Source organism: Micromonospora sp. LOL_021, assembly GCF_048060215.1.
Lineage (GTDB): Bacteria > Actinomycetota > Actinomycetes > Mycobacteriales > Micromonosporaceae > Micromonospora_E.
The window spans coordinates 337,041-356,249 of record NZ_JBHMIN010000002.1; the positions used below are offsets into that span (position 1 = coordinate 337,041).

The window sequence follows — 19,209 nt, forward strand, 5'->3', positions numbered from 1 at the left end:
GGGCGACCCCAACTGCGTATACCGTACGCCTAAGCGTGTGGCGTACGCAGAAGATCGACCGACCCGGGGGGAGCATCCCATGGAGGACAACCTGGCCGTGCGGGCGACCGCCCTCACCAAGGCGTACGGCCGGCACGCCGTGCTGGCCGGAGTGGACATCGCCGTACCCGCCGGCAGCATCTTCGCGCTGCTCGGCCCGAACGGTGCCGGCAAGACCACCACCGTACGGATCCTGGCCACCCTGCTACGGCCGGACAGCGGCCAGGTCAGGGTCGCCGGCTTCGACGCGGTCCGGCAACGCCGACAGGTACGGCGGGCAATCAGCCTCACCGGCCAGCACACCGCGATCGACATCCTGCAGACCGGCCGGGAGAACCTGCGGATGCTCGGCCGACTCGCCGGACTGTCCCGCACCGACGCACACCGACGCGCCACCGAACTGCTGCACCGGTTCGACCTCGTCGACGCCGGCCGCCGCCGGGTCGGCACCTACTCCGGCGGGATGCGGCGCCGGCTCGACCTCGCCGCCGGCCTGGTCGGCGCGCCGTCGGTGCTGTTCCTCGACGAGCCGACCACCGGCCTCGACCCGCGCAGTCGGCAGGACCTGTGGCAGGTCATCGCCGAACTGGCCGCCGGTGGCGCCACCGTCCTGCTCACCACCCAGTACCTGGAGGAGGCCGACCAGCTGGCCGACCGGATCGCCGTGCTCGACGGCGGCCAAGTGGTCGCCGAAGGCACCCCGGACGAGCTGAAACACCGGGTGGCCGGGCAACGGCTCGACCTGACCGCCACCGACCGGACCGCCTTCAGCCAGCTCGTCGCCCGCGCCGGCGGCCGGGCCGGCCCCGTCGCCCCGGACCGGCTGCTGGTCAGCATGCCCACCGACGGCAGCGCCGGACACGTGCGGGCACTGCTCGACGACATCGACCCCGGACGCGACACCGTCGCCCGGTTCACCGTGCACGCCGCCAGCCTCGACGACGTGTTCCTCGCCCTCACCGGACGTGCCACCAGCCAGGAAAGCGAGCCCACTCATGTCTGACGTCACCGTCATGTCGCAGCGCAGCCTGCGGATCAGCCTGCGCAACGTCGACGGGCTGATCACCGCGCTGATGCTGCCGGTCATGCTGATGCTGCTGTTCGTCTACCTGTTCGGCGGCGCGATCCAGACCGGCACCCGGTACGTCACCTACGTCGTGCCCGGCGTGATCCTGCTCTGCGCAGCGTACGGCGCGTCGATGACCGCCGTCTCGGTCGCCAGCGACATGAGCGAAGGCGTCATCGACCGGTTCCGCTCGATGGACGTGGCCGGCGCGGCGATCCTCGCCGGCCACGTCGCCGCGAGCAGCCTGCGCAACCTCGCCTCCGCCGGGATCGTGCTGGCCGTGGCGTACCTGATCGGCTTCCGGCCGCAGGCCGGGCCACTGCGGTGGCTTACCGCCATCGGCGTACTGCTCGCCTTCATCGTGGCGCTGTCCTGGCTGTCGGCGGCGGTCGGCCTGCTCGCCAAGTCGGCCGAGGCGGCCAGCGGGTTCACCTTCTTCGTGCTGTTCCTGCCCTACCCGAGCAGCGCGTTCGTGCCGATCGAGACGATGCCGACCTGGCTGCACGGGTTCGCCGAACACCAGCCCGCCACCCCGGTCATCGAAACCATCCGAGGACTGCTGCTCGACCAGCCGACCGGCTCCAGCGTCGGACCCGCCCTCGCCTGGTGCGCCGGCATCAGCCTGGTCTCGGTCGCAGCCGCCGCCCTGCTGTTCCAGACCCGTACCCGCCACTGATCGAGGACCCGATCGGCGCCCGCCTCGCCTAAGGTTGATCCATGGCCAGCATCTCCTGGGCGGATTCGTACCTCGGACAACTGCGGGCGCTGGCTGGCGACCGTACCCTGATGTTCGTCGGTGCCCGGTGCGTGGTCCGCGACGCCGACGACCGGGTGCTGCTGATCCGGCGGTCGGACAACGGACTGTGGGCGCTACCGGCCGGCGCGATGGAGCTCGGCGAGTCGATCGCCGGCTGCGCCGCCCGGGAGGTCTACGAGGAGACCGGGCTGCGGGCCGCCGGGGTCACCCCGTTCGCCATGCACACCGGCGCCGACTACACCTTCACCAACATGTTCGACGACACATACCAGCTGTTCGTGGTCTGCTTCCGGGTCGACGGCTTCGCCGGCGAGCTGCTGACCGTCACCGACGAAACCACCGACGCCGGGTTCTTCGCCCCCGCCGCGATGCCGGCCCCGTTGGCCGGCACCGTCGGCGAGACCCTCACCGACCTGGCCGCCTTCGAGCACTCCGGACAACTGGTGCTGAAGTAGACCCGGGGCGGACTACTATCCGGCGAGGTCGGCTGAGGTGGTCTGCGACTCGACCTCGCCGCGCAGCTCCCGGTCCGGCAGCACCAGCGTGATCAGCACGGCGATCACCGCGACCAGGCCGGTCACCAGGAACACCGTGTGCAGCGACTCCACGAAGGCGTACTGGATGGCGTCCCGGACCGGGTCGGGCAGCGCCAGGATCACCGCCGGCTGGTCGATCGAGATCTCCGCGCCGCCGGCGGCGGCGATGTCGGCGGCCTGCTCCGGCGGCAGCTGGGCGATCGCGGCGGGCATCCGGTCGGCCATCTCGCCGGTCAGCCGGGCGTTGAGCACCGCGCCGAGGATCGCGACCCCGAACGAGCCACCGAGGGTCCGGAAGAAGGTCACCGTGGAGGTGCCGGCACCCAGGTCGCGCAGCGGGATCGCGTTCTGTACGGCGAGCACCAGCGACTGCATGGACAGCCCGAGCCCGACGCCGACCGCCACCATCACCAGGAAGGCCTGCCAGAGCGGGCTGGTCACCTCCAGCTGGGTGAAGAGCAGACCGCCGGCGACCAGCGCCCCCGAGCCGGCCACCGGGAACCACTTGTACCGGCCGTACCGGGTCATCGCCCGCCCGGCGGCCACCGAGGTGACGATGATGCCGGCCATCATCGGCAGCATCAGCAGACCACTGGCCGTCGGCGAGGCGCCCTTGACGATCTGCAGGTAGAGCGGGATGAAGATGATCGAGCCGAACATGGCCAGACCGAGCACGAAGCCGGCGGCGTTGGCCAGCGCGAAGGTCGGTTCCCGGAACAGCCTCAACGGCAGGATCGGCTCGGCGACCCGGGACTCCTGGACGAGGAAGACCGCGGCGAGGACCGCACCGACGGCGAACAGTCCGATGATCACCGGGGAGCCCCAGGCGTACTCGCCGCCGCCCCAGCTCAGCGCCAGCAGAATGGCGCTGACCCCGGCCACCAGCAGGGTCGCGCCGAGCCAGTCGATCGCGTGATCCCGGCGCCGGAACGGGATCAGCCGCATCACGTACCAGCAGATGACCATCGCGATGATGGCCAGCGGCACGTTGATGTAGAAGATCCAGCGCCAGTTCGTCTCCGCGAAGTAGCCGCCGGCCAGCGGACCGGCCACCGACGACAGGCCGAAGACGGCGCCGAACAGGCCCTGGTAGCGCCCGCGTTCGCGGGGCGACACCACGTCCGAGATGATGGTGAACGCCAGGGTCATCAGGCCGCCGGCGCCGAGCCCTTGCAGGCCCCGGGTGACGATCAGCTGGGTCATGTTCTGCGACATGCCGGCCAGCAGCGAGCCCAGCAGGAACATCCCGATCGCGAACAGGAACACCGGTCGGCGGCCGATCAGGTCGGCGGTCTTGCCGTACAGCGGCGTCGACGCGGTGGACGCCAGCAGATACGCGGTGACCACCCACGAGTAGTGGTTGATCCCGCCCAGCTCGCCGACGATGGTGGGCAGCGCCACCCCGACGATGGTCTGGTCGAGCGCGGCCAGCAGCATGCCGGTCATCAGGCTGGCCAGCAGCAGCAGGATCTGCCGGCGGCTCAGCGCCGGCGCGACCCGCTCCTCGGTGGTCGTCATTGCGGCGTTTCCCCTTCCCCCCGCGGACAGCGATCCGCCGGATCCGTCCCCCCGTAGCGGGTGGTGATCGTCTCGTTGAGCCGGGTCAGCAGCCGCCCGAACTCGCTCATCTCGGCCGGGGTCCAGTCGGCCAGCAGGTCCCGCATCGCGCCCACCCAGATCGCCCGGTTGCGGGTGTAGACCTGCACGCCGAGCTCGGTTGCCGCGATCACGCTGGCCCGCCGGTCGGTGGGATCCGGCGTACGGGTGGCCAGCCCGGCCGCTTCCAGCGCGGCGACCTGGCGGCTCACCGTGGACAGGTCCAGGCCGAGGCCGTCGGCGAGCACGCTGAGCCGGGCCGGCCGGTCGCCGGCGAGCCGCACCAGCAGGGTGTAGGCCGCCCGCTCCAGTGGCGGGTCGAACCGCAGCCGTTGGTAGAACATGTGCACGGACCGGTGGAAGACGCCGAACTGCTTGCCGAGGGCGATGAGCTCCGCGTCGGGACCGGTCGGCGGGTCGGTGTGCACCGCCGATCTCACCCCATCCGATAGTTGCTTGCTACAAGCATTCTGCCATGCCGGGGCGGAAAGCCAACCGATTTATCTGTGATCCCCGACATGTACCGACCCGCACGTTTGACTGTGCCCGTCCCGGGCACCCGCTGCCCCATGCGGCCCTCGCCCAACGACCAGCGGCACCGCACCGGCCCGGCCGGCCCCGCCGGGCCGCCTGGCGGCGCCGGTCCCACCGGCCTCGTCGAGCGGTGGTCCGGGCGCCGGATCCTGGTTGTCGGGGACGCGATGCTCGACGAATGGCGGTTCGCCACCTCCACCCGGCTCTGCCGGGAGGCACCCGCCCCGGTGCTCACCCTGGACCGGCGTCAGGTCGCCGCCGGCGGTGCCGCGAACACCGCGGTCAACCTCGCCGCGCTCGGCGCCCGCCCACTGCTGGTCGCCCCGATCGGCGTCGACCAGGTCGGCGACCAGGTGGCGCGCTGCCTGCACCAGGCCGGCGTACAGGACCGGATGGTCGCCCAGCCGGGCACCCGTACCCCGGTGAAACGTCGACTGCTCGCCGCCGACCAGATCCTGCTCCGCGAGGACGACGGCGGGCCGACCGGCCCGCTCCCCGCCGAACAGGTCGAACGGCTGCTCGCCGCGCTCGTCGCCAGCACCGAGGAGATCCGCCTCGACCACGCCGAGCAGATCCGGCCGGACACGGCCGCGCCCGACACCGACGAGGTCCGGCCCGACCTGGTCATCTGCGACTACGGGCTCGGCGCGCTGTCCGACCGGATCCGGCGGTGGCTGATCCGGCACCGGGACCGGTACGGCACCGTGGCCCTCGACGCCCACGACCTCACCCGGTGGGCCGGGCTGCGGCCGACGCTGATCACGCCCAGCATCGCCGAGGCCGCACCGGCGGTCGGCGAAGCCACGCCGGACCGCGACCGGGTCGCCGCCGCGCACCGACTACTGCCCCGACTGCACGCCGCCACCGGGGCCGGCCTGGTGGCGGTGACCCTGGACACCGACGGCTCGCTGGTCGGCGACCGCACCGGCGCGGCGCACCACTGCCGTACCGAACCGGTCCCGGCCAGCCGGGCGGTCGGCGCCGGCGACACCTATCTGGCCGCACTCACCCTCTCCGTGGTCGCCGGTGCCACCCTGCCGGTCGCCGCCGAGCTGGCCCAGCTCGCCGCCGCGCTGACCGTGCACGACTGCGGCACCTGCGTCTGCCACCGCGACACGCTGACCGACGCGCTGACCGAGGCGTTCCCGGCCGCGGCCTCCGGCGGCGGCCGGCGGGTCGCCACCTCGGCTGCGACCCCGGCCGCCGGCACCGACCCGGCCGACCTCGTCGAGCAGGTACGCGTACAGCGTGCCGCAGGAGCCCGGATCGTCTTCACCAACGGCTGCTTCGACGTGCTGCACCGCGGCCACGTCGGCTACCTGGCGGAGGCCGCCGCCCTCGGTGACCTGCTGATCGTCGCCGTCAACTCGGACCACAGCGTGCGGCGGCTCAAAGGTCAGGACCGGCCGGTCAACCCGGTCGAGGACCGAGTCGCCGTGCTCACCGCACTGACCAGCGTCGACCACGTGGTGGTCTTCGAGGAAGACTCCCCGGCCGGGCTGATCGAGCAGATCCGGCCGGACGTCTACGTCAAGGGCGGCGACTACCCGCCGGACATGGTGCCCGAAGCGCCACTGGTCCGCCGGCTCGGCGGGGCGGTGCACATCCTCGGCTACGTCGCGGACCGGTCCACTTCGGCCGTCATCGACCGGATCCGGTCGGCGGCCGTCCCGACCGGCGGGCCGGCGGGCCGGCCCGAAGCTCACCCGAAAGGAGCCCGATGAGTCGGCCGTTGCCGCCCGGGGACCCGGTCGAGTTCCGCCGCAACCGGCTGCTCGACGTACTCGTCCCGACCCGCAACCGACCCGCCGAGCTGGCCGCCACCCTTGCCGGGCTCGCCGCGCAGGATGCCCCCGACGGGTTCGGGGTGGTGGTCAGCGACCAGTCCGACGGCGGACCGGCGTGGGCCGATCCGGCCGCCGCCACCATGGTGCGGGCGCTGCGGCACACCGGTCACCCGGTGCTGCTCACCCGGCGGCTGCCCCGGCGCGGGCTGGCTGAGCACCGGGCGTACCTGCTGAGTCTCTCCACCGCCCGGCTGGTGCTGATGCTCGACGACGACGTCTGGCTCGCCCCCGGCACGATCGACCGACTGGTCACCGCGATCGCCGAACTGCGCTGCGGCTTCGTCGGCAACGCCGTACACGGATTGTCCTACCTAGATGATGTGCGGCCGCAGGACCACGACGGGTACGTCGAATGGGACGGCCGGCCGGAGCCGGAGCGAATCCGCCCCGGCACGCCGCAGTGGTCCCGGGCCCGGCTGCACTCGGCCGCCAACCTGCTGCACGTCACCGAGCGGCTTCAGCTGGGCGAGGGGCAGTGGCGGGCGTACCGGGTGTCCTGGATCGGCGGGTGCGTGCTGTTCGACCGGGCCAAGCTGGTCGCCGCCGGCGGTTTCGACTTCTGGCGCCGGATGCCGGTCGACCACCAGGGCGAGGACGTCGCCGCCCAGCTGGCGGTGCTCAGCCGCTACGGCGGTGCCGGCATCGTGCCCAGCGGCGCGTTCCACCTGGAGTCGCCGACCACGGTCACCGACCGGCGGGTCGAATGCTGGCAGCTGCTGGTCGACGAGGAGGACGCCGCCGGGTACGCCCCGGCGGCGGCCGACAGCGGGGTGCGGCATCAGCGGCAGGAGGTCGGACCGTGACGGTACGGCTGGCCCGCCCGACCACCACGATCTGGCAGCTGGACGTGGCGGTGCTGCGTACCCTCGTCGAACTGCTGCCCGACGGCGAGGCGGCGCTGCTGGTCGACGCGCTGCCGCCGCTACTGGCGATGGCGGCCCGCCCGGACCCCGGGTACCGGGCGGACCCTGAGCATCGGGCGGACCCGGGGCGCCGACCGGAGCGGTTCGACGCCGCCGAGCTGGTCCGGCGGGTCCGGCGGCGGACCGGCCGGTACGACGCCGACGACCGGGCAGTACGCGACGGGGTGCGGACCGCGTTGGACCGCATCGCCGGCTACTGCCCGGCCGGGGTGCTGTACCGGGTGCAGCTACCGTTGCCCGACGACGTCCGGGAGTTGTTCCCCCTGCCGGTCCAGGTACACGCCGCTGGTGCCGGCTGACGCCAGCCGCCGGGTGAGCCGCTCGCCTTCGACGTCGACGTTCGGCAGGGTCCGGTCGAGCCACCCCGGCAGCCACCACGCGGAGCGGCCGAGCAGCGACAGCACCGCCGGGACGATGGTCATCCGAACCAGCAGCGCGTCGACGGCGACGCCGAAGGCGAGCGCGAACCCGAGCGACTTGACCACGCTGTCGTCGGCGAGGACGAAGCCGGCGAAGACGCTGGCCATGATCAGCGCGGCGGCGGTGACCACCCGGGCGCTGTGCCGCATGCCGGCCACCACCGCGTCGTCCGGGGCAGCACCGTGCACGTACTCCTCCCGGGCCCGGGTGACCAGGAAGACCTCATAGTCCATGGCCAGGCCGAACAGGATGCCGACCAGAAAGATCGGGATGAAGCTGACGACCGGACCGGTCGAGGCGATGCCGAGCAGGTCGGCGAAGTGGCCCTGTTGGAACACGAAGACCAGGGCACCGAACGAGGCGGCCACCGACAGCAGGAAACCCGCCACCGCCTTGATCGGCACCAGGACGCTGCGGAACACCAGCGTCAGCAGGACGAGGGCGAGGCCGACCACGACTGCCAGGTAGGGCAGCAGCGCGTCGTCGATCTGCTCCGACACGTCCAAGTCGATCGCGGACCAACCGGTGACGGACAGCGCCGCGCCATCGGCGGCCGCGCCGAGGTCCGCCTGGTGGGCGCGGATCGTGCGGACCAGCTGCTTGGTGTCCTCGCTGGTCGGCCCGTGCGCGGGGATGACCTGGAGGATGGCGGTGTCGCCGGTCGGGTTCGCCGTCGGCGGGGTGACCGCCACCACGTCGTCGAGGCCGGCGACGTACTGCCGGGCCTGTTCGGCGGCGGCCGTGGCGGCGCCGGGTCCGGTCTCGACCACGACGATCAGCGGACCGTTGATGCCGGCCCCGAAGCCGGCGGCGAGCTGGTCGTACGCCTTGCGTTGAGTCGACTCGGGGGAGGCGGTGCCGGCGTCGGGCAACGCCAACGTCAGGTCGAGCGCGGGGACCGCGGCGACACCGGCGGCGGCGACCGACAGGACCAGCGCCGGCACCCGGTGGCGCACCACGCCACGCGCCCAGCGTTCGCCGAACGGGATCCGGGCCGGCCGGGCCGGCTCGACGGTGCCGGCCCGGCGGCCCGTGGACCGGCTCCGCTGGGCCCTGGGCAGGACCCGCTGGCCGGCGAAGCCGAGCAGGGCAGGCAGCAAAGTCAGGCTGATCGTGACAGCCACGGCGACGGTGCCGGCGGCGGCGATCCCCATGGAGGTCAGGAACGGGATCCGGACCACGGCGAGCGCGGTCAGCGCGATGATCACGGTCAGGCCGGCGAAGACGACGGCGGACCCGGCGGTGCCGACGGCCCGACCCGCGGCCTCCGCCGGGTCGCCGCCCGGAGGCTGCGCCACGTCACGGCCGGCGGCGAGTTCGTGCCGGTAGCGTGAGATGACGAACAGAGCGTAGTCGATCCCGACTGCCAGGCCCAGCATCGTGGCCAGGGCGGAGGTGTTCGAGGTGAGGTCGAGGAAGCCGGAGGCGATCCCGATGCCGAGCAGGCCGACGGCGACCCCGATCAGCGCGGTCAGCAGCGGCAGGCCGGCGGCGGTGAGCGAACCGAAGGTGATCAGCAGGACCACGGCGGCCACCACCAGGCCGATCCCTTCGGCGGCGGTGCCCTCCTCGGCCTCCGTGATCACGTCGCCGGAGTACTCGACGCCGACGCCGGCCCGCCGGGCGGTGTCGCCGACAGCGAGCAGCGCCGCCCGGGACTCGGCGGTCACCTCGTGCTCGCCCACCGCGTAGGAGACGTCGGCGTAGCCGGTCCGGCCGTCCGGCGCGATCGTCTGCGCCTGGTACGGATCGTCGACCGTCGCCACCTGCGGTAGCTGCCGCAGCTCGGCGACCGCGGCCTGGACGGCGGCCTGCTCGTCGGGGCCGGTCAACGTCGCGTCGTCCGGCACGGTGAACACCACCTTCGCCGAGGCGGCGGTGCCGAACTCCTCGCCCAGCACGTCCATCGCCCGCCACGACTCGGAGCCGGGCAGCGACACGGCGTCGCTGGTCGGCCCGGACAGTTTGGCCGCGCCGAGCCCGAACGAGGCCAGCAGGACCACCCAGACGAGGAGGGTCAGTCGACGGTGCCGGAAACTCGCCCGCCCGAGCCGGTAGAACAAGGTCGCCACGAACATCCTCCGTTACTGATGAACCCCTGGGTTCGGGGGCGGGTTACACGATCGCCGAGGGCGGTCGGGTGCGTCGTCCGACAGGTGCAGGCGGCCGCGTACCGCGGATGCGGTAGCCGCGTGGGCCGCCGGTACCACGGGAACAGGTCGCTGCGGACCGGCCCGGCGTTCTACCGTCGTGACCGTGCACGCGGTGAGCGGTCAACGGAGTCTCCTGCCCCACGACCGCTACCGTGGTTTGCTGGGCGACCTGGTGCTGACCACGACCGGGGTGTTGTCCGTGCTGTTCGTCGGCGTCACCTCGACGCACCCCGGGACGACGGTGCTGGCGGTGCTGTGCGCCACGTTGACCCTGATCCGCCGGTGGCGGCCCGTGCCGGTGCTGACGGTCGCCACCGTGATCACCATGCTCACCATCACGCTGGGTCGCCCACCGGACGGGTTGTTCGTCGTCATCGGCCTGCTGACCTACTCGGCCGCGCTGTACAGCCCACGTCGTCAGCCATGGTTCTACGCCGGGCTCGTCTGGGGTGCGCTTATGGCCACCGGTACGGTCGTGCACCTGCTCGGCTGGTGGAACACCGAACAGCTCACGGTGGCCGCGATCATCTTCGGCGGTGCCGGGGTGGGCGACTCGGTCCGGATGCGCCGGGCGTACGTCGCCGAGGTCACCGAACGGGCCCGGCAGGCGGAGCTGTCCCGGGAAGAGGAGGCCCGCCGCCGGGTGGTCGACGAGCGGCTGCGCATCGCCCGGGAGTTGCACGACGTCGTCGCCCACCACATCGCGGTGATCAGTGTCCACGCCGGGGCCGCCGACCACGTGCTGCGCCACGAGCCGGACCAGGTGTGGCCGGTGCTCGGGCACATCCGTACCGCCGCCGACACCGTCCTGGCGGAGATCAAGTCCGTGATCAGTGTGCTCCGCGACCCGGACGAGGTACGCGACGCCGAACCGGCCCCGGGCCTGGAACGGGTGCCGGACCTGCTGGCCGCGATGGCGGCCACCGGGTTCGCCGTATGGCACCGTCAGCACGGCGAGCCCCGGCCGCTGCCGGCGGTGGTGGACCTGGCCGCGTACCGCATCGTGCAGGAGGCGTTGACCAACGCCCACCGGTACGGCGACGGCGGCGCCAACCTCGACCTCGACTACACCGCCGACACGGTCCGCGTCGAGGTCACCAACCGGGTCACCAACCGCGACAGCGACCGGATGACCGGGCCCGGCGGCCGCGACGACCGGCCCGGTCCCGGGTTCGGGCTGCTCGGCATGCGGGAGCGTGCCACCGCCGCGAACGGCACGATCACCGTCGGACCGATCGGCGACGGCCTGTTCCGGGTACGTGCAGAGCTGCCCACCGACGACCGCGCGGTCGACCGGCTCACCAGGTCGGTCCGGCCGCAGCCGGCGCCCGCTCCCGCTGGAGCTACCGAGGACCGGCAGCGCCGAGGAGAGGTGACGTGACCATCAGGGTTCTGCTCGCCGACGATCAGGCACTCATCCGCGCCGGGTTCCGGATGATCGTGGACGCCGCGCCGGGGCTGGAGGTCGTCGCTGAGGCCGCCGACGGCGCTGAGGCCGTCGAGCTGTGCCACCGCCACCGGGTCGACGTCGTCCTGATGGACATCCGGATGCCACGGGTCGACGGCATCGAGGCGACCCGACGCATCGGCGCCGACGAACGTCTCGCCGGTGTCCGGGTGCTGGTGCTCACCACGTTCGACAACGACGACAACGTGATCCACGCCCTCCAGGCCGGAGCGAGCGGATTCCTGGGCAAGAACGTGGCCCCCGGTGACCTGGTCACCGCCATCCGGGTGGTCGCCGACGGCGAGGCGCTGCTGTCGCCCCGGGCCACCCGCGGACTGGTCAGCCGGCTGATCCGGGACATCCAACCGCCGGTACGACGGCCGCCGGAGCTCGACCTGGTCACCGACCGGGAAAAGGAGATCCTGCTGCTGGTCGCGCACGGACTGTCCAACACTGACATCGCCGAGCGGCTGCACCTGTCGCCGCTGACGGTCAAGACCCACATCAACCGTACGATGGTCAAGCTGGCTGCTCGGGACCGGGCGCAGCTGGTGGTGTTCGCCTACCGGCACCAGCTGGTCAGGCCGGGCGACCCGCCGCCCTGACGGCGGCCGGCACCCGGGCGGACCGTCGGTGCCCGCCGCCCGGTGCGCTGGATGCCGCAGGGGCCAGCTCCAGCACCGCGTCGACCACCTCGGCGACCGGCACATCGGTCACGAACGACTCCTGATGCCCACAGCTGTCCCCGCCGCCGCGGGCCGGGAAGCCGACCGTACTGACGTCCATCCCGCACACCGGGCAGTGGATGGTGAACGCGGCCAGCGGGCGGTGCCGGCCGCGTACCGGCGGGGCACCGTTGAGCAGGTTGCCGATCCAGTAGATGCCGACCGTCGGTGTGCCGACCGCCGCCGCCAGGTGCAGCGGACCGGTGTCGTTGGCGACCAGCACCGCGCAGCCGGCCAGCAGCCCGGCCAGGCCGCCCAGGCTCAACTCGTCCACCACGGTCCGCACCGGCCGGGCGGTCGCTCCGCCGACCTCGGCGACCACGTCACGTTCCGGCCCGGTGCCGGTCACCAGCACCTCGAACCCACGGTCGGTGAGCGCGTCGGCGACCGCCGCGAACCGATCCGCCGGCCACCGCCGTCGCGGGTCGCTGGCCCCCGGATGCAGCACCGCCCGGGGTTGCCGGGCCGGGCCGAGCACCCGGTCCGCCTCGGCCCGGTCGGCGCCGGTCACCGGCACCGTGGGCTGCAGCGTCACCGGTTCGGCACCGACCAGCCCGGCCACCTCCAGGTAGCGGAACACCTCCGGCTGGTAGTAGACGTACCGGATCCAGCGGTCCAGCGGCGGCGCGTCGGTCGCCCGCAGCCCGGCGGTGACCCGCGCGCCCAGCGCCGCGACCAGCGGATTGCTGTTACGTCCGCCGCCGTGCAACTGCACCGCCAGGTCGAACGACTCGCGCCGGGCCCGGTCCAGGAACTGAGCCATCGTGACCGGCTCGTCGTCGGGCTGCGCCGCCCGGATGCCGTCCGCGGCCGGCACCACCAGAACCCGGTCCACCGGGCCCGGCCGGTCAGCCACCGGCCGGGGGTCCAGCCAGCGGGCATGCCAGGGCGCGCCGAGCAGCACCAACTCCGCCCGCGGGTACGCGGCCCGCAACGCCGTCAACGCCGGTACGGCGAAAATGAAGTCACCGAGCGCGTTGGCGCGTAGCACCGCGATCCGGTGCACGTCCGGCACCAGCCGGCCACCGGCCGCGTCGACGGTCAGGCCCAGCGTGGTAGGCCGGGCCGGTTCGGCGTTGCGGCCCAGTGCTGCCGGCCGGGCCGGTTCGGCGTTCATCGGGCGGTGCTGGCCTGCTGCCGCTGTATGTCCGCCTCACCCGCGTACGGGTGATGCATCTCCCGGTCGGCGGCCGGATCGATCTCCTCGGCGGCGATCCCGGCGCCGTCCGTGGTGATCCGGACCTGCTCGGCCCGGCCGGACCGGGCGGCGGCCGAACCGGCGGTCGGCTGCTGGTGCTGCGGCCGGCCCACGATGATCGACCGGCGGCCACCCGGCTCGGCCCGGGGCATCGTGACGGTGAGCAGTCCGTGGTCCATCACCGCGTCCATCCGGTGCACGTCCACCCCGCTGGGCAGGCGCAGCCGGTACTCGAAGCCGCGCTCGGTCGAACCGGTGTCCGGCAGCCCGTTGTCGACGTTGACCTCCTGCTCGGACCGGCCCCGCAGGCAAAGATCCGCGCCGTCGATCTCGACCGCCACCTCCTCCGGCGCGACACCGGGCAGCCGGGCGACCACCCGCCAGCCGTCGTCGGTGTCCAGCAACTCGACCTCGGGTACGCCGGCGTCGCCGCCGAAGACCCGGCCCAGCTCCGACCAGAGCGACTGCAGACTGCCAATCGGATCCCAGCCGCGTTCCTGCATCTGGTCGCGGGGTTGACTCATCGGACACCTCCCGTGCGGTTCGGCCGGGCGGGAGGGTGGACCCGCCCGGTCAGTGGGGCAGCATCCCCGGCGCGTACCCCCGGATCGGGGCGGCAAACGCGGATCCGGCCGGCGCTCGACGGCAGGGCCGGACCGGGGGTGGGTTAGGGTCATTGTCGTGGCGGAACTCGATGTCATCACCGAACGGTCGGATCCGGCCGTCCAGCGGATCATCGACGTCACCAAACATTCGCGATCCGTCGTGCGGACCGTGCTGATCGAGGACGCCGAGCCGCTCGTCCAGGCGATTCACGCCGGGCTGGAGTTCATCGAGGTGTACGGGGTGCAGACCAGCCCGCTGCCCGACGAGGTGATCACCGCATGCCGGCGGGAGGGAATTCCGGTCCGTCTGGTCGCGGCCCCGATCATGAACGACATGTTCCGGACCGACAAGAAGCCCAAGGCGTTCGGGATAGCCCGGGTCCCGAGGCCGTGGAGCTTTGACGAGCTGTCCCGTACGACTGGCGACCTCGTCGTCCTGGACGGGGTGAAGATCGTCGGCAACATCGGGGCCATCGTGCGTACGTCGTTCGCGCTCGGTGCCGGCGGCATCGTGCTGGTGGACAGCGATCTGACCACCATCGCGGACCGGCGGCTGATCAGAGCCAGCCGGGGTTACGTCTTCTCGCTGCCGATCGTGCTCGCGTCGCGGGCCGAGGCGACCGGCTACTTCCGGCGTACCGGCATTCCGCTGATCGCCTTCGACGCCGACGGCGACCTCGCGGTCAGCGATCTACGCGACGCGGACGAGCAGCTAGCCCTGCTGCTGGGTAGCGAGAAGACCGGCACGTCACGTTCCTTCGAAAGCATCTCCCAGCATTCGGTGTCGATCCCCATCGACCCGGCCGCGGAGTCGCTGAACGTCTCCGTCTGCGCCGGGATCGCGCTGTACGAGCGCTACCACTGGAACCTCGCCGACCGGCGGCGCCCGCCACAGACCACGGCGCCCAACCAGCAGCAGCCCGCCAAGCGCCGCGCCAGAAGGCCTGCGTCATCGTCTGGCGGGCCGGGCCGCCGCTGAGCCACCAGAATGCAAGGGGTTACCTCTCCGGTCCGGGTTACCGGTCGAGGGTTGATGCCAGAGGTGCATCGAGATGCACCTCTGGCATCACGTCATCGGACGCACCACGCTTGCCGAAAGCCGACACGAGCGACTAGACAAGTTCTCGGGCGCGCTCGGACGTGCGGGCACAGAGCAGCCCCAACTCGTGGATTCGAGTGGCCACCCGGTCGCGATGATCGGTGCGGGGTTCATGGGCAAAGCGCATGCCCTCGCGTACGCATCGCTGCCCATGTTCTTCTGGCCGGCTCCCGCGCGTCCTGTGCGCGCTCTCGTCGTCGAGGCGACCGAGCCGCAGGCGCGGGAGGCTGCGGAGCGCCTCGGATTCGAGCGCGGGACCGACGACTGGCAGCGCGCGGTGACGGCGGACGAGATCGACGTGGTCGACGTCTGCACGCCGAATTTCCTGCACAAGGAGGCGGTGCTACTGGCCGCCGCGCACGGCAAGCACATCATCTGCGAGAAGCCGCTCGCCACGAACGCTGACGACGCGAAGGAGATGCTGGCCGCCGTCGAGCGCGCCGGCGTAGTGCACGCCACGGCCTTCAACTTCCGGCATACGCCTGCCGTCGTGTACGCCAAGAAGCTAATCTCCGACGGGGTCATCGGTGACGTGCTTGATTTCCGCGGCACGTACCTGCAGGACTGGCCGGCCGATCCGTCGTTCCCGCGCACCTGGCGATTCGATCGGAAGCTGGCCGGCACCGGCGCGATCGGCGACATCGGCTCCCACGTCATCGACTTCGCCCGGTACCTGGTGGGCGAGGTAGCGCAGGTGTGCGCCACCGCCAACACGTACGTGCGCCGACGGCCACTGCCCGGGTCGAACGAGTTGCGCACTGTGGACGTGGATGACCAGTTCACGTCGCTCATCCGGTTCGCCGGTGGTCAGACCGGGTCGATCGAGGCGACCCGGAACGCGTACGGGCGGCACAACTACCTGACCTTCGAGATCCACGGTACGGCCGGCTCGATCCTGTTCGACTACGAGAAGCGGGATCAGCTGCGACTCGCCGTCGCCGACGAGGCCCGGGACCGTCGTGGCTTCACCACCATCTACACCGGCCCGGACCATCCGTACGGCGATGCCCTGTGGCCCGGACCGGCGCTGGGAAACGGATACGCCGAAACGAAGATCATCGAGGCGTACGAGTTCTTCCGCAGCATCGCCGAGCAGCGATCCGCCGACCCGAGCTTCGTGGACGGATACCGCGCTGCCCGAGTCGTCGAGGCGATCGCCGCGTCGACCGAGATCGGCTCGTGGACGCAGGTGCGCTCATGACCGCAGCGCCCGTCGAACGGACGCATGTCGAGTACGACGTCCTCGACCCGTCGTTCCGTCGGCTCGTGGCGCCGGACGCCACACTGGACCGACTGTACTCCGGGATGACCTGGGCGGAAGGGCCAACATTCTTCGCCGACAGCGGTGCGGTCGTCTTCAGTGACGTGCCGGGCAACCGAATGTACCGCTGGTCTGCCGACGGCACAGTCGCGGTGCACCGATCACCGAGCCGTTTCGGCAACGGCAACGCGGTCGACCGGAGCGGGCGCCTCTATACGTGTGAGCAGGGCACCCGCAGCATCGTCATCGAGCAGGACGGCCGGGTGGACCGGCTCGTCGACTCCTACCAGGGCCGACGGCTCAACTCGCCGAACGACGTGATCGTCGACAGCCGCGGCCGCGTCTGGTTCTCCGACCCGACGTACGGCATCGACTCCGACGAGCAGGGCTATCGGGCCCCGTCCGAGCTGGACGGGAACTACGTGTTCCGGTTCGATCCGGCTTCATCACAGTTGTCGGTGATCGTCGACGACATGGTGATGCCGAACGGTCTGGCCCTGTCACCGGACGAGCGCACGCTGTACGTCAGCGACAGCGCAGTCACCAACGACCCGGCTGGACCACATCACCTCCGCGCCTACGACCTGAGCGACGACGGTGCGGCGACGAACGGTCGCACCCTGTTCGAGGTCGACCCCGGCTGGCCGGACGGGTTCAAGGCCGACGACGCGGGACTGATCTGGTGCAGCGCCGGCGACGGGGTGCAGATTCACGACGCATCGGGCCGCAAGCTCGGAACCATACGAATTCCCGAGACAGTGGCGAATCTCTGCTTCGGCAGCCGCCGTGGGCGACCAACCCTTTTCGTCACCGCCACGTCGTCGCTGTACGCGATCGACCTGCCGAGCCGGTGAGGCGTCACAAACGTAAGGAGGAACTCTTGCACAGCCAGGTGGAGCACATGCGTTCGTCGGTGGAGGCCGCCGTCGACTGTTCGGAACGGCTGGCACACAGCACCCTCGCGGAACGCGCGGATTGGCTCCGAGCCGTCGCCGAAGCGTTGGATGCCGCGGACGCGGAACTCGTCCCCCTAGCAGACGAAGAGACCGGTCTGGGTGAGGCGAGGTTGCGCGGTGAGCTGCTCCGGACCACCGACCAACTGCGATTCTTCGCCGACGTCGTGACCGAGGGCTCCTACCTCGAGGTCGTCATCGACAACGCCAACCCCCATCTGGTGCCGCCTACTCCCGACCTGCGCCGCTACCTCCGGGCCATCGGACCTGTCGCGGTGTACGCCGCCTCCAACTTCCCCTTCGCCTTTTCGGTGCTGGGCGGCGACACCGCATCGGCGATCGCGGCGGGTTGCCCGGTCGTGGTGAAAGCCCACCCCGGCCACCCGCGCCTGTCCCGGCGCACCTACGAGCTGGCGCGCGACGCTCTCGAATCCGCCGGCGCGCCTCCGGCCACCCTGGGGCTGGTCGAAGGCTTCGAAGCTGGCGTCGGGCTGGTACAGGCCAGCGGCATCAACGCGGCGGCCTTCACCGGTTCACTGGCCGGTGGGCGCGCCCTGCACGACCTTGCCGTCGCCCGACCGGCACCCATCCCCTTCTACGGCGAGCTGGGCAGTCTCAATCCGGTAGTGGTGACCGCCGCCGCCGATCAGGAACGGGGAGAGGCGCTTGCGCAAGGGCTCGCCCAGTCGTTCCAGCTGGGCCACGGGCAGTTCTGCACCAAACCCGGCCTCGTGTTCGTGCCGACCGGTTCCCAGTTGGAGAAGGCAATCAACGGCTTCGTCTCCGGCGACGAGGGGCGACTGCTCACGGCATCGATCACGCATCAGTTCCGGAACGGGATCAGCGCCCTGAAGGCCCAGGCCGGGATCGAGGTGGTCGCCGGTGGCACCGACGACTCATCGGCACCCACGGTCCTCGCGATCGACATCCACGATGCGATCAACCACCCTGAGTTGCTGCGCACCGAGGTCTTCGGCCCGGTCACGTTGCTCGTCCGGTACGGATCCGACGACGACCTGGCGGCGGCGCTCGACGCGGTCGGCGGCAGCCTCACCGCCACCCTGCACTGTACGGAGGATGAGCGCCTGACGGGCCTGGTCGCCAGGCTGGAGAAGATCGCGGGGCGGGTGCTCTTCGCCGGTTGGCCGACCGGCGTCGCGGTCACCTGGGCGCAGCATCACGGTGGTCCCTGGCCCGCCACGACGTCGCCGTTCACCTCGGTGGGTGCCACCTCGATCCGCCGCTTCCTCCGGCCGGTCGTCTATCAGGACGCGCCGCAGACCTACCTGCCCGCTGCGTTGCTCGACGCCAACCCACTCGGCATCTGGCGCCGCGTGAACGGGGTGTGGTCCGCGCCGGACGGGCGGTCCGGCCGGGAGTGACGTGCCCTCCTTGCTTTTGTCAGGAGCATTCGCACCCACTGGTTGGGAGCCCTCGTTTCATCACGGTCCTGGACGGCAGCAGCGATCCGGTCCAGCGCCAGACTTCGCCAGGTACGCAGTAGGCGACCAAGAGCGCCTGGTCCCGGCTGGCACTGCTTCCGGTAATGATCACGCGACCCGCTTAGTCATCGAACCAACCTCCCTAGACGTCGGGCGGTCGACCTGATCGCATGCAGGCGTTATCGGCCCGACCTGCGCGACAAGGCCGCTGACCAGGGCAAGCCCAGTCAGCAACCTTCATCATCTGTCCGGCTGTGTCCGGCCGTCACCGGCCCTACGGACGGACGCGGCCGGAACTCCCTTGGGCGATGTCGTCTGCCCTACGGCGGTGGAAGGAACATGCCCTGGGCGGTCACCGGCGGGCTGGCCGCCGACTCGTTGCCGGCGGCGTCGACGGCGACCACCGTGTACGTGTGCCACGTCGCCCCGCCCACCGCCAGCGTCAACTGGGTTCCGTCGGTCACGCCGACGACGGTCGCGCCCTCGTACACCCGGTAGCTGACGGCGGGCTCGCCTCCGGTGGAGGCAGACCACACCAGGGTGAGCTGAGCGTCGGTGGGCCAGTTGCCGGGGGCGTTGCCGGTCACCTCGAGCGACGCCGGTGCCGC

Annotated in this window: 17 protein-coding genes and 1 pseudogene; 12 read left to right on the forward strand and 6 right to left on the reverse strand. The window is 71.6% G+C overall.

Annotated features, from left to right (window positions below; translation table 11 throughout):
* Window positions 1-79: 79 nt before the first annotated feature.
* The 3 genes from ACFHWT_RS03650 to ACFHWT_RS03660 are packed head-to-tail and all read left to right on the forward strand — an operon-like array spanning window position 80 to window position 2,317.
* On the forward strand, window positions 80-1,042 hold the full coding sequence (locus tag ACFHWT_RS03650; RefSeq protein ID WP_416593124.1) for an ATP-binding cassette domain-containing protein: 963 nt from the start codon (window positions 80-82) through the stop codon (window positions 1,040-1,042).
* A complete protein-coding gene (locus tag ACFHWT_RS03655; protein ID WP_416593125.1) occupies window positions 1,035-1,781 on the forward strand; it encodes an ABC transporter permease in 747 nt (248 codons plus the stop codon). The genes ACFHWT_RS03650 and ACFHWT_RS03655 overlap by 8 nt, the downstream gene beginning before the upstream one ends.
* A gap of 41 nt (window positions 1,782-1,822) precedes the next feature.
* Complete coding sequence (locus ACFHWT_RS03660; protein WP_416593126.1) at window positions 1,823-2,317, forward strand: NUDIX domain-containing protein; 495 nt, start codon at window positions 1,823-1,825, stop codon at window positions 2,315-2,317.
* Window positions 2,318-2,332: 15 nt separating this feature from the next.
* Here the strand turns inward: ACFHWT_RS03660 and ACFHWT_RS03665 are convergent, their stop codons facing one another.
* The gene (locus tag ACFHWT_RS03665; protein WP_416593127.1) at window positions 2,333-3,916 is read right to left on the reverse strand and encodes an MDR family MFS transporter; all 1,584 of its coding nucleotides are present in this window, start codon (window positions 3,914-3,916) and stop codon (window positions 2,333-2,335) included.
* Window positions 3,913-4,422, reverse strand: coding sequence for a MarR family winged helix-turn-helix transcriptional regulator (locus ACFHWT_RS03670; RefSeq protein WP_416593128.1), 510 nt, complete (start codon window positions 4,420-4,422; stop codon window positions 3,913-3,915). Before ACFHWT_RS03670 ends, ACFHWT_RS03665 begins: the two co-directional genes overlap by 4 nt.
* Window positions 4,423-4,563: 141 nt before the next feature.
* On the opposite strand from ACFHWT_RS03670, the gene rfaE2 reads away from it, so the two are divergent.
* Genes rfaE2 through ACFHWT_RS03685 form a run of 3 tightly spaced genes read left to right on the forward strand, consistent with a single transcriptional unit; the run spans window position 4,564 to window position 7,597 of the window.
* Window positions 4,564-6,252, forward strand: a complete 1,689-nt coding sequence (gene rfaE2 / locus ACFHWT_RS03675) for a D-glycero-beta-D-manno-heptose 1-phosphate adenylyltransferase (RefSeq protein WP_416593129.1) — start codon at window positions 4,564-4,566, stop codon at window positions 6,250-6,252.
* On the forward strand, window positions 6,249-7,178 hold the full coding sequence (locus ACFHWT_RS03680; protein ID WP_416593130.1) for a glycosyltransferase: 930 nt from the start codon (window positions 6,249-6,251) through the stop codon (window positions 7,176-7,178). The genes rfaE2 and ACFHWT_RS03680 overlap by 4 nt, the downstream gene beginning before the upstream one ends.
* On the forward strand, window positions 7,175-7,597 hold the full coding sequence (locus ACFHWT_RS03685; protein WP_416593131.1) for a DUF2267 domain-containing protein: 423 nt from the start codon (window positions 7,175-7,177) through the stop codon (window positions 7,595-7,597). Before ACFHWT_RS03680 ends, ACFHWT_RS03685 begins: the two co-directional genes overlap by 4 nt.
* Here ACFHWT_RS03685 and ACFHWT_RS03690 read toward each other — a convergent pair.
* The gene (locus ACFHWT_RS03690; protein ID WP_416593132.1) at window positions 7,526-9,790 is read right to left on the reverse strand and encodes an MMPL family transporter; all 2,265 of its coding nucleotides are present in this window, start codon (window positions 9,788-9,790) and stop codon (window positions 7,526-7,528) included. The two genes, ACFHWT_RS03685 and ACFHWT_RS03690, sit on opposite strands and share 72 nt — an antisense overlap.
* A gap of 193 nt (window positions 9,791-9,983) precedes the next feature.
* On the opposite strand from ACFHWT_RS03690, the gene ACFHWT_RS03695 reads away from it, so the two are divergent.
* A complete protein-coding gene (locus ACFHWT_RS03695) occupies window positions 9,984-11,252 on the forward strand; it encodes a sensor histidine kinase (RefSeq protein ID WP_416593133.1) in 1,269 nt (422 codons plus the stop codon).
* Entirely contained in the window at window positions 11,249-11,923 is a 675-nt protein-coding gene (locus ACFHWT_RS03700; protein ID WP_416593134.1) for a response regulator, read from the forward strand. Before ACFHWT_RS03695 ends, ACFHWT_RS03700 begins: the two co-directional genes overlap by 4 nt.
* Here the strand turns inward: ACFHWT_RS03700 and ACFHWT_RS03705 are convergent.
* Both ACFHWT_RS03705 and ACFHWT_RS03710 read right to left on the reverse strand, forming a co-directional pair.
* On the reverse strand, window positions 11,898-13,160 hold the full coding sequence (locus ACFHWT_RS03705) for a glycosyltransferase family 9 protein (protein WP_416593135.1): 1,263 nt from the start codon (window positions 13,158-13,160) through the stop codon (window positions 11,898-11,900). The two genes, ACFHWT_RS03700 and ACFHWT_RS03705, sit on opposite strands and share 26 nt — an antisense overlap.
* The gene (locus ACFHWT_RS03710; RefSeq protein ID WP_416593136.1) at window positions 13,157-13,765 is read right to left on the reverse strand and encodes an Hsp20/alpha crystallin family protein; all 609 of its coding nucleotides are present in this window, start codon (window positions 13,763-13,765) and stop codon (window positions 13,157-13,159) included. The genes ACFHWT_RS03705 and ACFHWT_RS03710 overlap by 4 nt, the downstream gene beginning before the upstream one ends.
* Window positions 13,766-13,922: 157 nt before the next feature.
* On the opposite strand from ACFHWT_RS03710, the gene nshR reads away from it, so the two are divergent.
* From nshR to ACFHWT_RS03730, 4 genes are all read left to right on the forward strand, one after another.
* On the forward strand, window positions 13,923-14,825 hold the full coding sequence (gene nshR / locus ACFHWT_RS03715; protein ID WP_416593137.1) for an NshR/TsnR family 23S rRNA methyltransferase: 903 nt from the start codon (window positions 13,923-13,925) through the stop codon (window positions 14,823-14,825).
* 214 nt (window positions 14,826-15,039) lie between these two features.
* On the forward strand, window positions 15,040-16,146 hold the full coding sequence (locus tag ACFHWT_RS03720; RefSeq protein ID WP_416593161.1) for a Gfo/Idh/MocA family protein: 1,107 nt from the start codon (window positions 15,040-15,042) through the stop codon (window positions 16,144-16,146).
* A complete protein-coding gene (locus ACFHWT_RS03725) occupies window positions 16,143-17,060 on the forward strand; it encodes an SMP-30/gluconolactonase/LRE family protein (RefSeq protein WP_416593138.1) in 918 nt (305 codons plus the stop codon). Before ACFHWT_RS03720 ends, ACFHWT_RS03725 begins: the two co-directional genes overlap by 4 nt.
* Window positions 17,057-18,541, forward strand: coding sequence for an aldehyde dehydrogenase (NADP(+)) (locus tag ACFHWT_RS03730; RefSeq protein WP_416593139.1), 1,485 nt, complete (start codon window positions 17,057-17,059; stop codon window positions 18,539-18,541). The genes ACFHWT_RS03725 and ACFHWT_RS03730 overlap by 4 nt, the downstream gene beginning before the upstream one ends.
* Window positions 18,542-18,921: 380 nt before the next feature.
* Here the strand turns inward: ACFHWT_RS03730 and ACFHWT_RS03735 are convergent.
* Window positions 18,922-19,209, reverse strand: a pseudogene (locus ACFHWT_RS03735) (hypothetical protein); the annotation flags it as partial.

Bases quoted from the DNA above. Each gene is read 5' to 3' on its own strand.
- ACFHWT_RS03650 (WP_416593124.1), top strand. From the start codon at position 80: ATGGAGGACAACCTGGCCGTGCGGGCGACCGCCCTCACCAAGGCGTAC.
- ACFHWT_RS03655 (WP_416593125.1), top strand. From the start codon at position 1,035: ATGTCTGACGTCACCGTCATGTCGCAGCGCAGCCTGCGGATCAGCCTG.
- ACFHWT_RS03660 (WP_416593126.1), top strand. From the start codon at position 1,823: ATGGCCAGCATCTCCTGGGCGGATTCGTACCTCGGACAACTGCGGGCG.
- ACFHWT_RS03665 (WP_416593127.1), bottom strand. From the start codon at position 3,916: ATGACGACCACCGAGGAGCGGGTCGCGCCGGCGCTGAGCCGCCGGCAG.
- rfaE2 (WP_416593129.1), top strand. From the start codon at position 4,564: ATGCGGCCCTCGCCCAACGACCAGCGGCACCGCACCGGCCCGGCCGGC.
- ACFHWT_RS03680 (WP_416593130.1), top strand. From the start codon at position 6,249: ATGAGTCGGCCGTTGCCGCCCGGGGACCCGGTCGAGTTCCGCCGCAAC.
- ACFHWT_RS03705 (WP_416593135.1), bottom strand. From the start codon at position 13,160: ATGAACGCCGAACCGGCCCGGCCGGCAGCACTGGGCCGCAACGCCGAA.
- ACFHWT_RS03710 (WP_416593136.1), bottom strand. From the start codon at position 13,765: ATGAGTCAACCCCGCGACCAGATGCAGGAACGCGGCTGGGATCCGATT.
- ACFHWT_RS03720 (WP_416593161.1), top strand. From the start codon at position 15,040: ATGATCGGTGCGGGGTTCATGGGCAAAGCGCATGCCCTCGCGTACGCA.
- ACFHWT_RS03725 (WP_416593138.1), top strand. From the start codon at position 16,143: ATGACCGCAGCGCCCGTCGAACGGACGCATGTCGAGTACGACGTCCTC.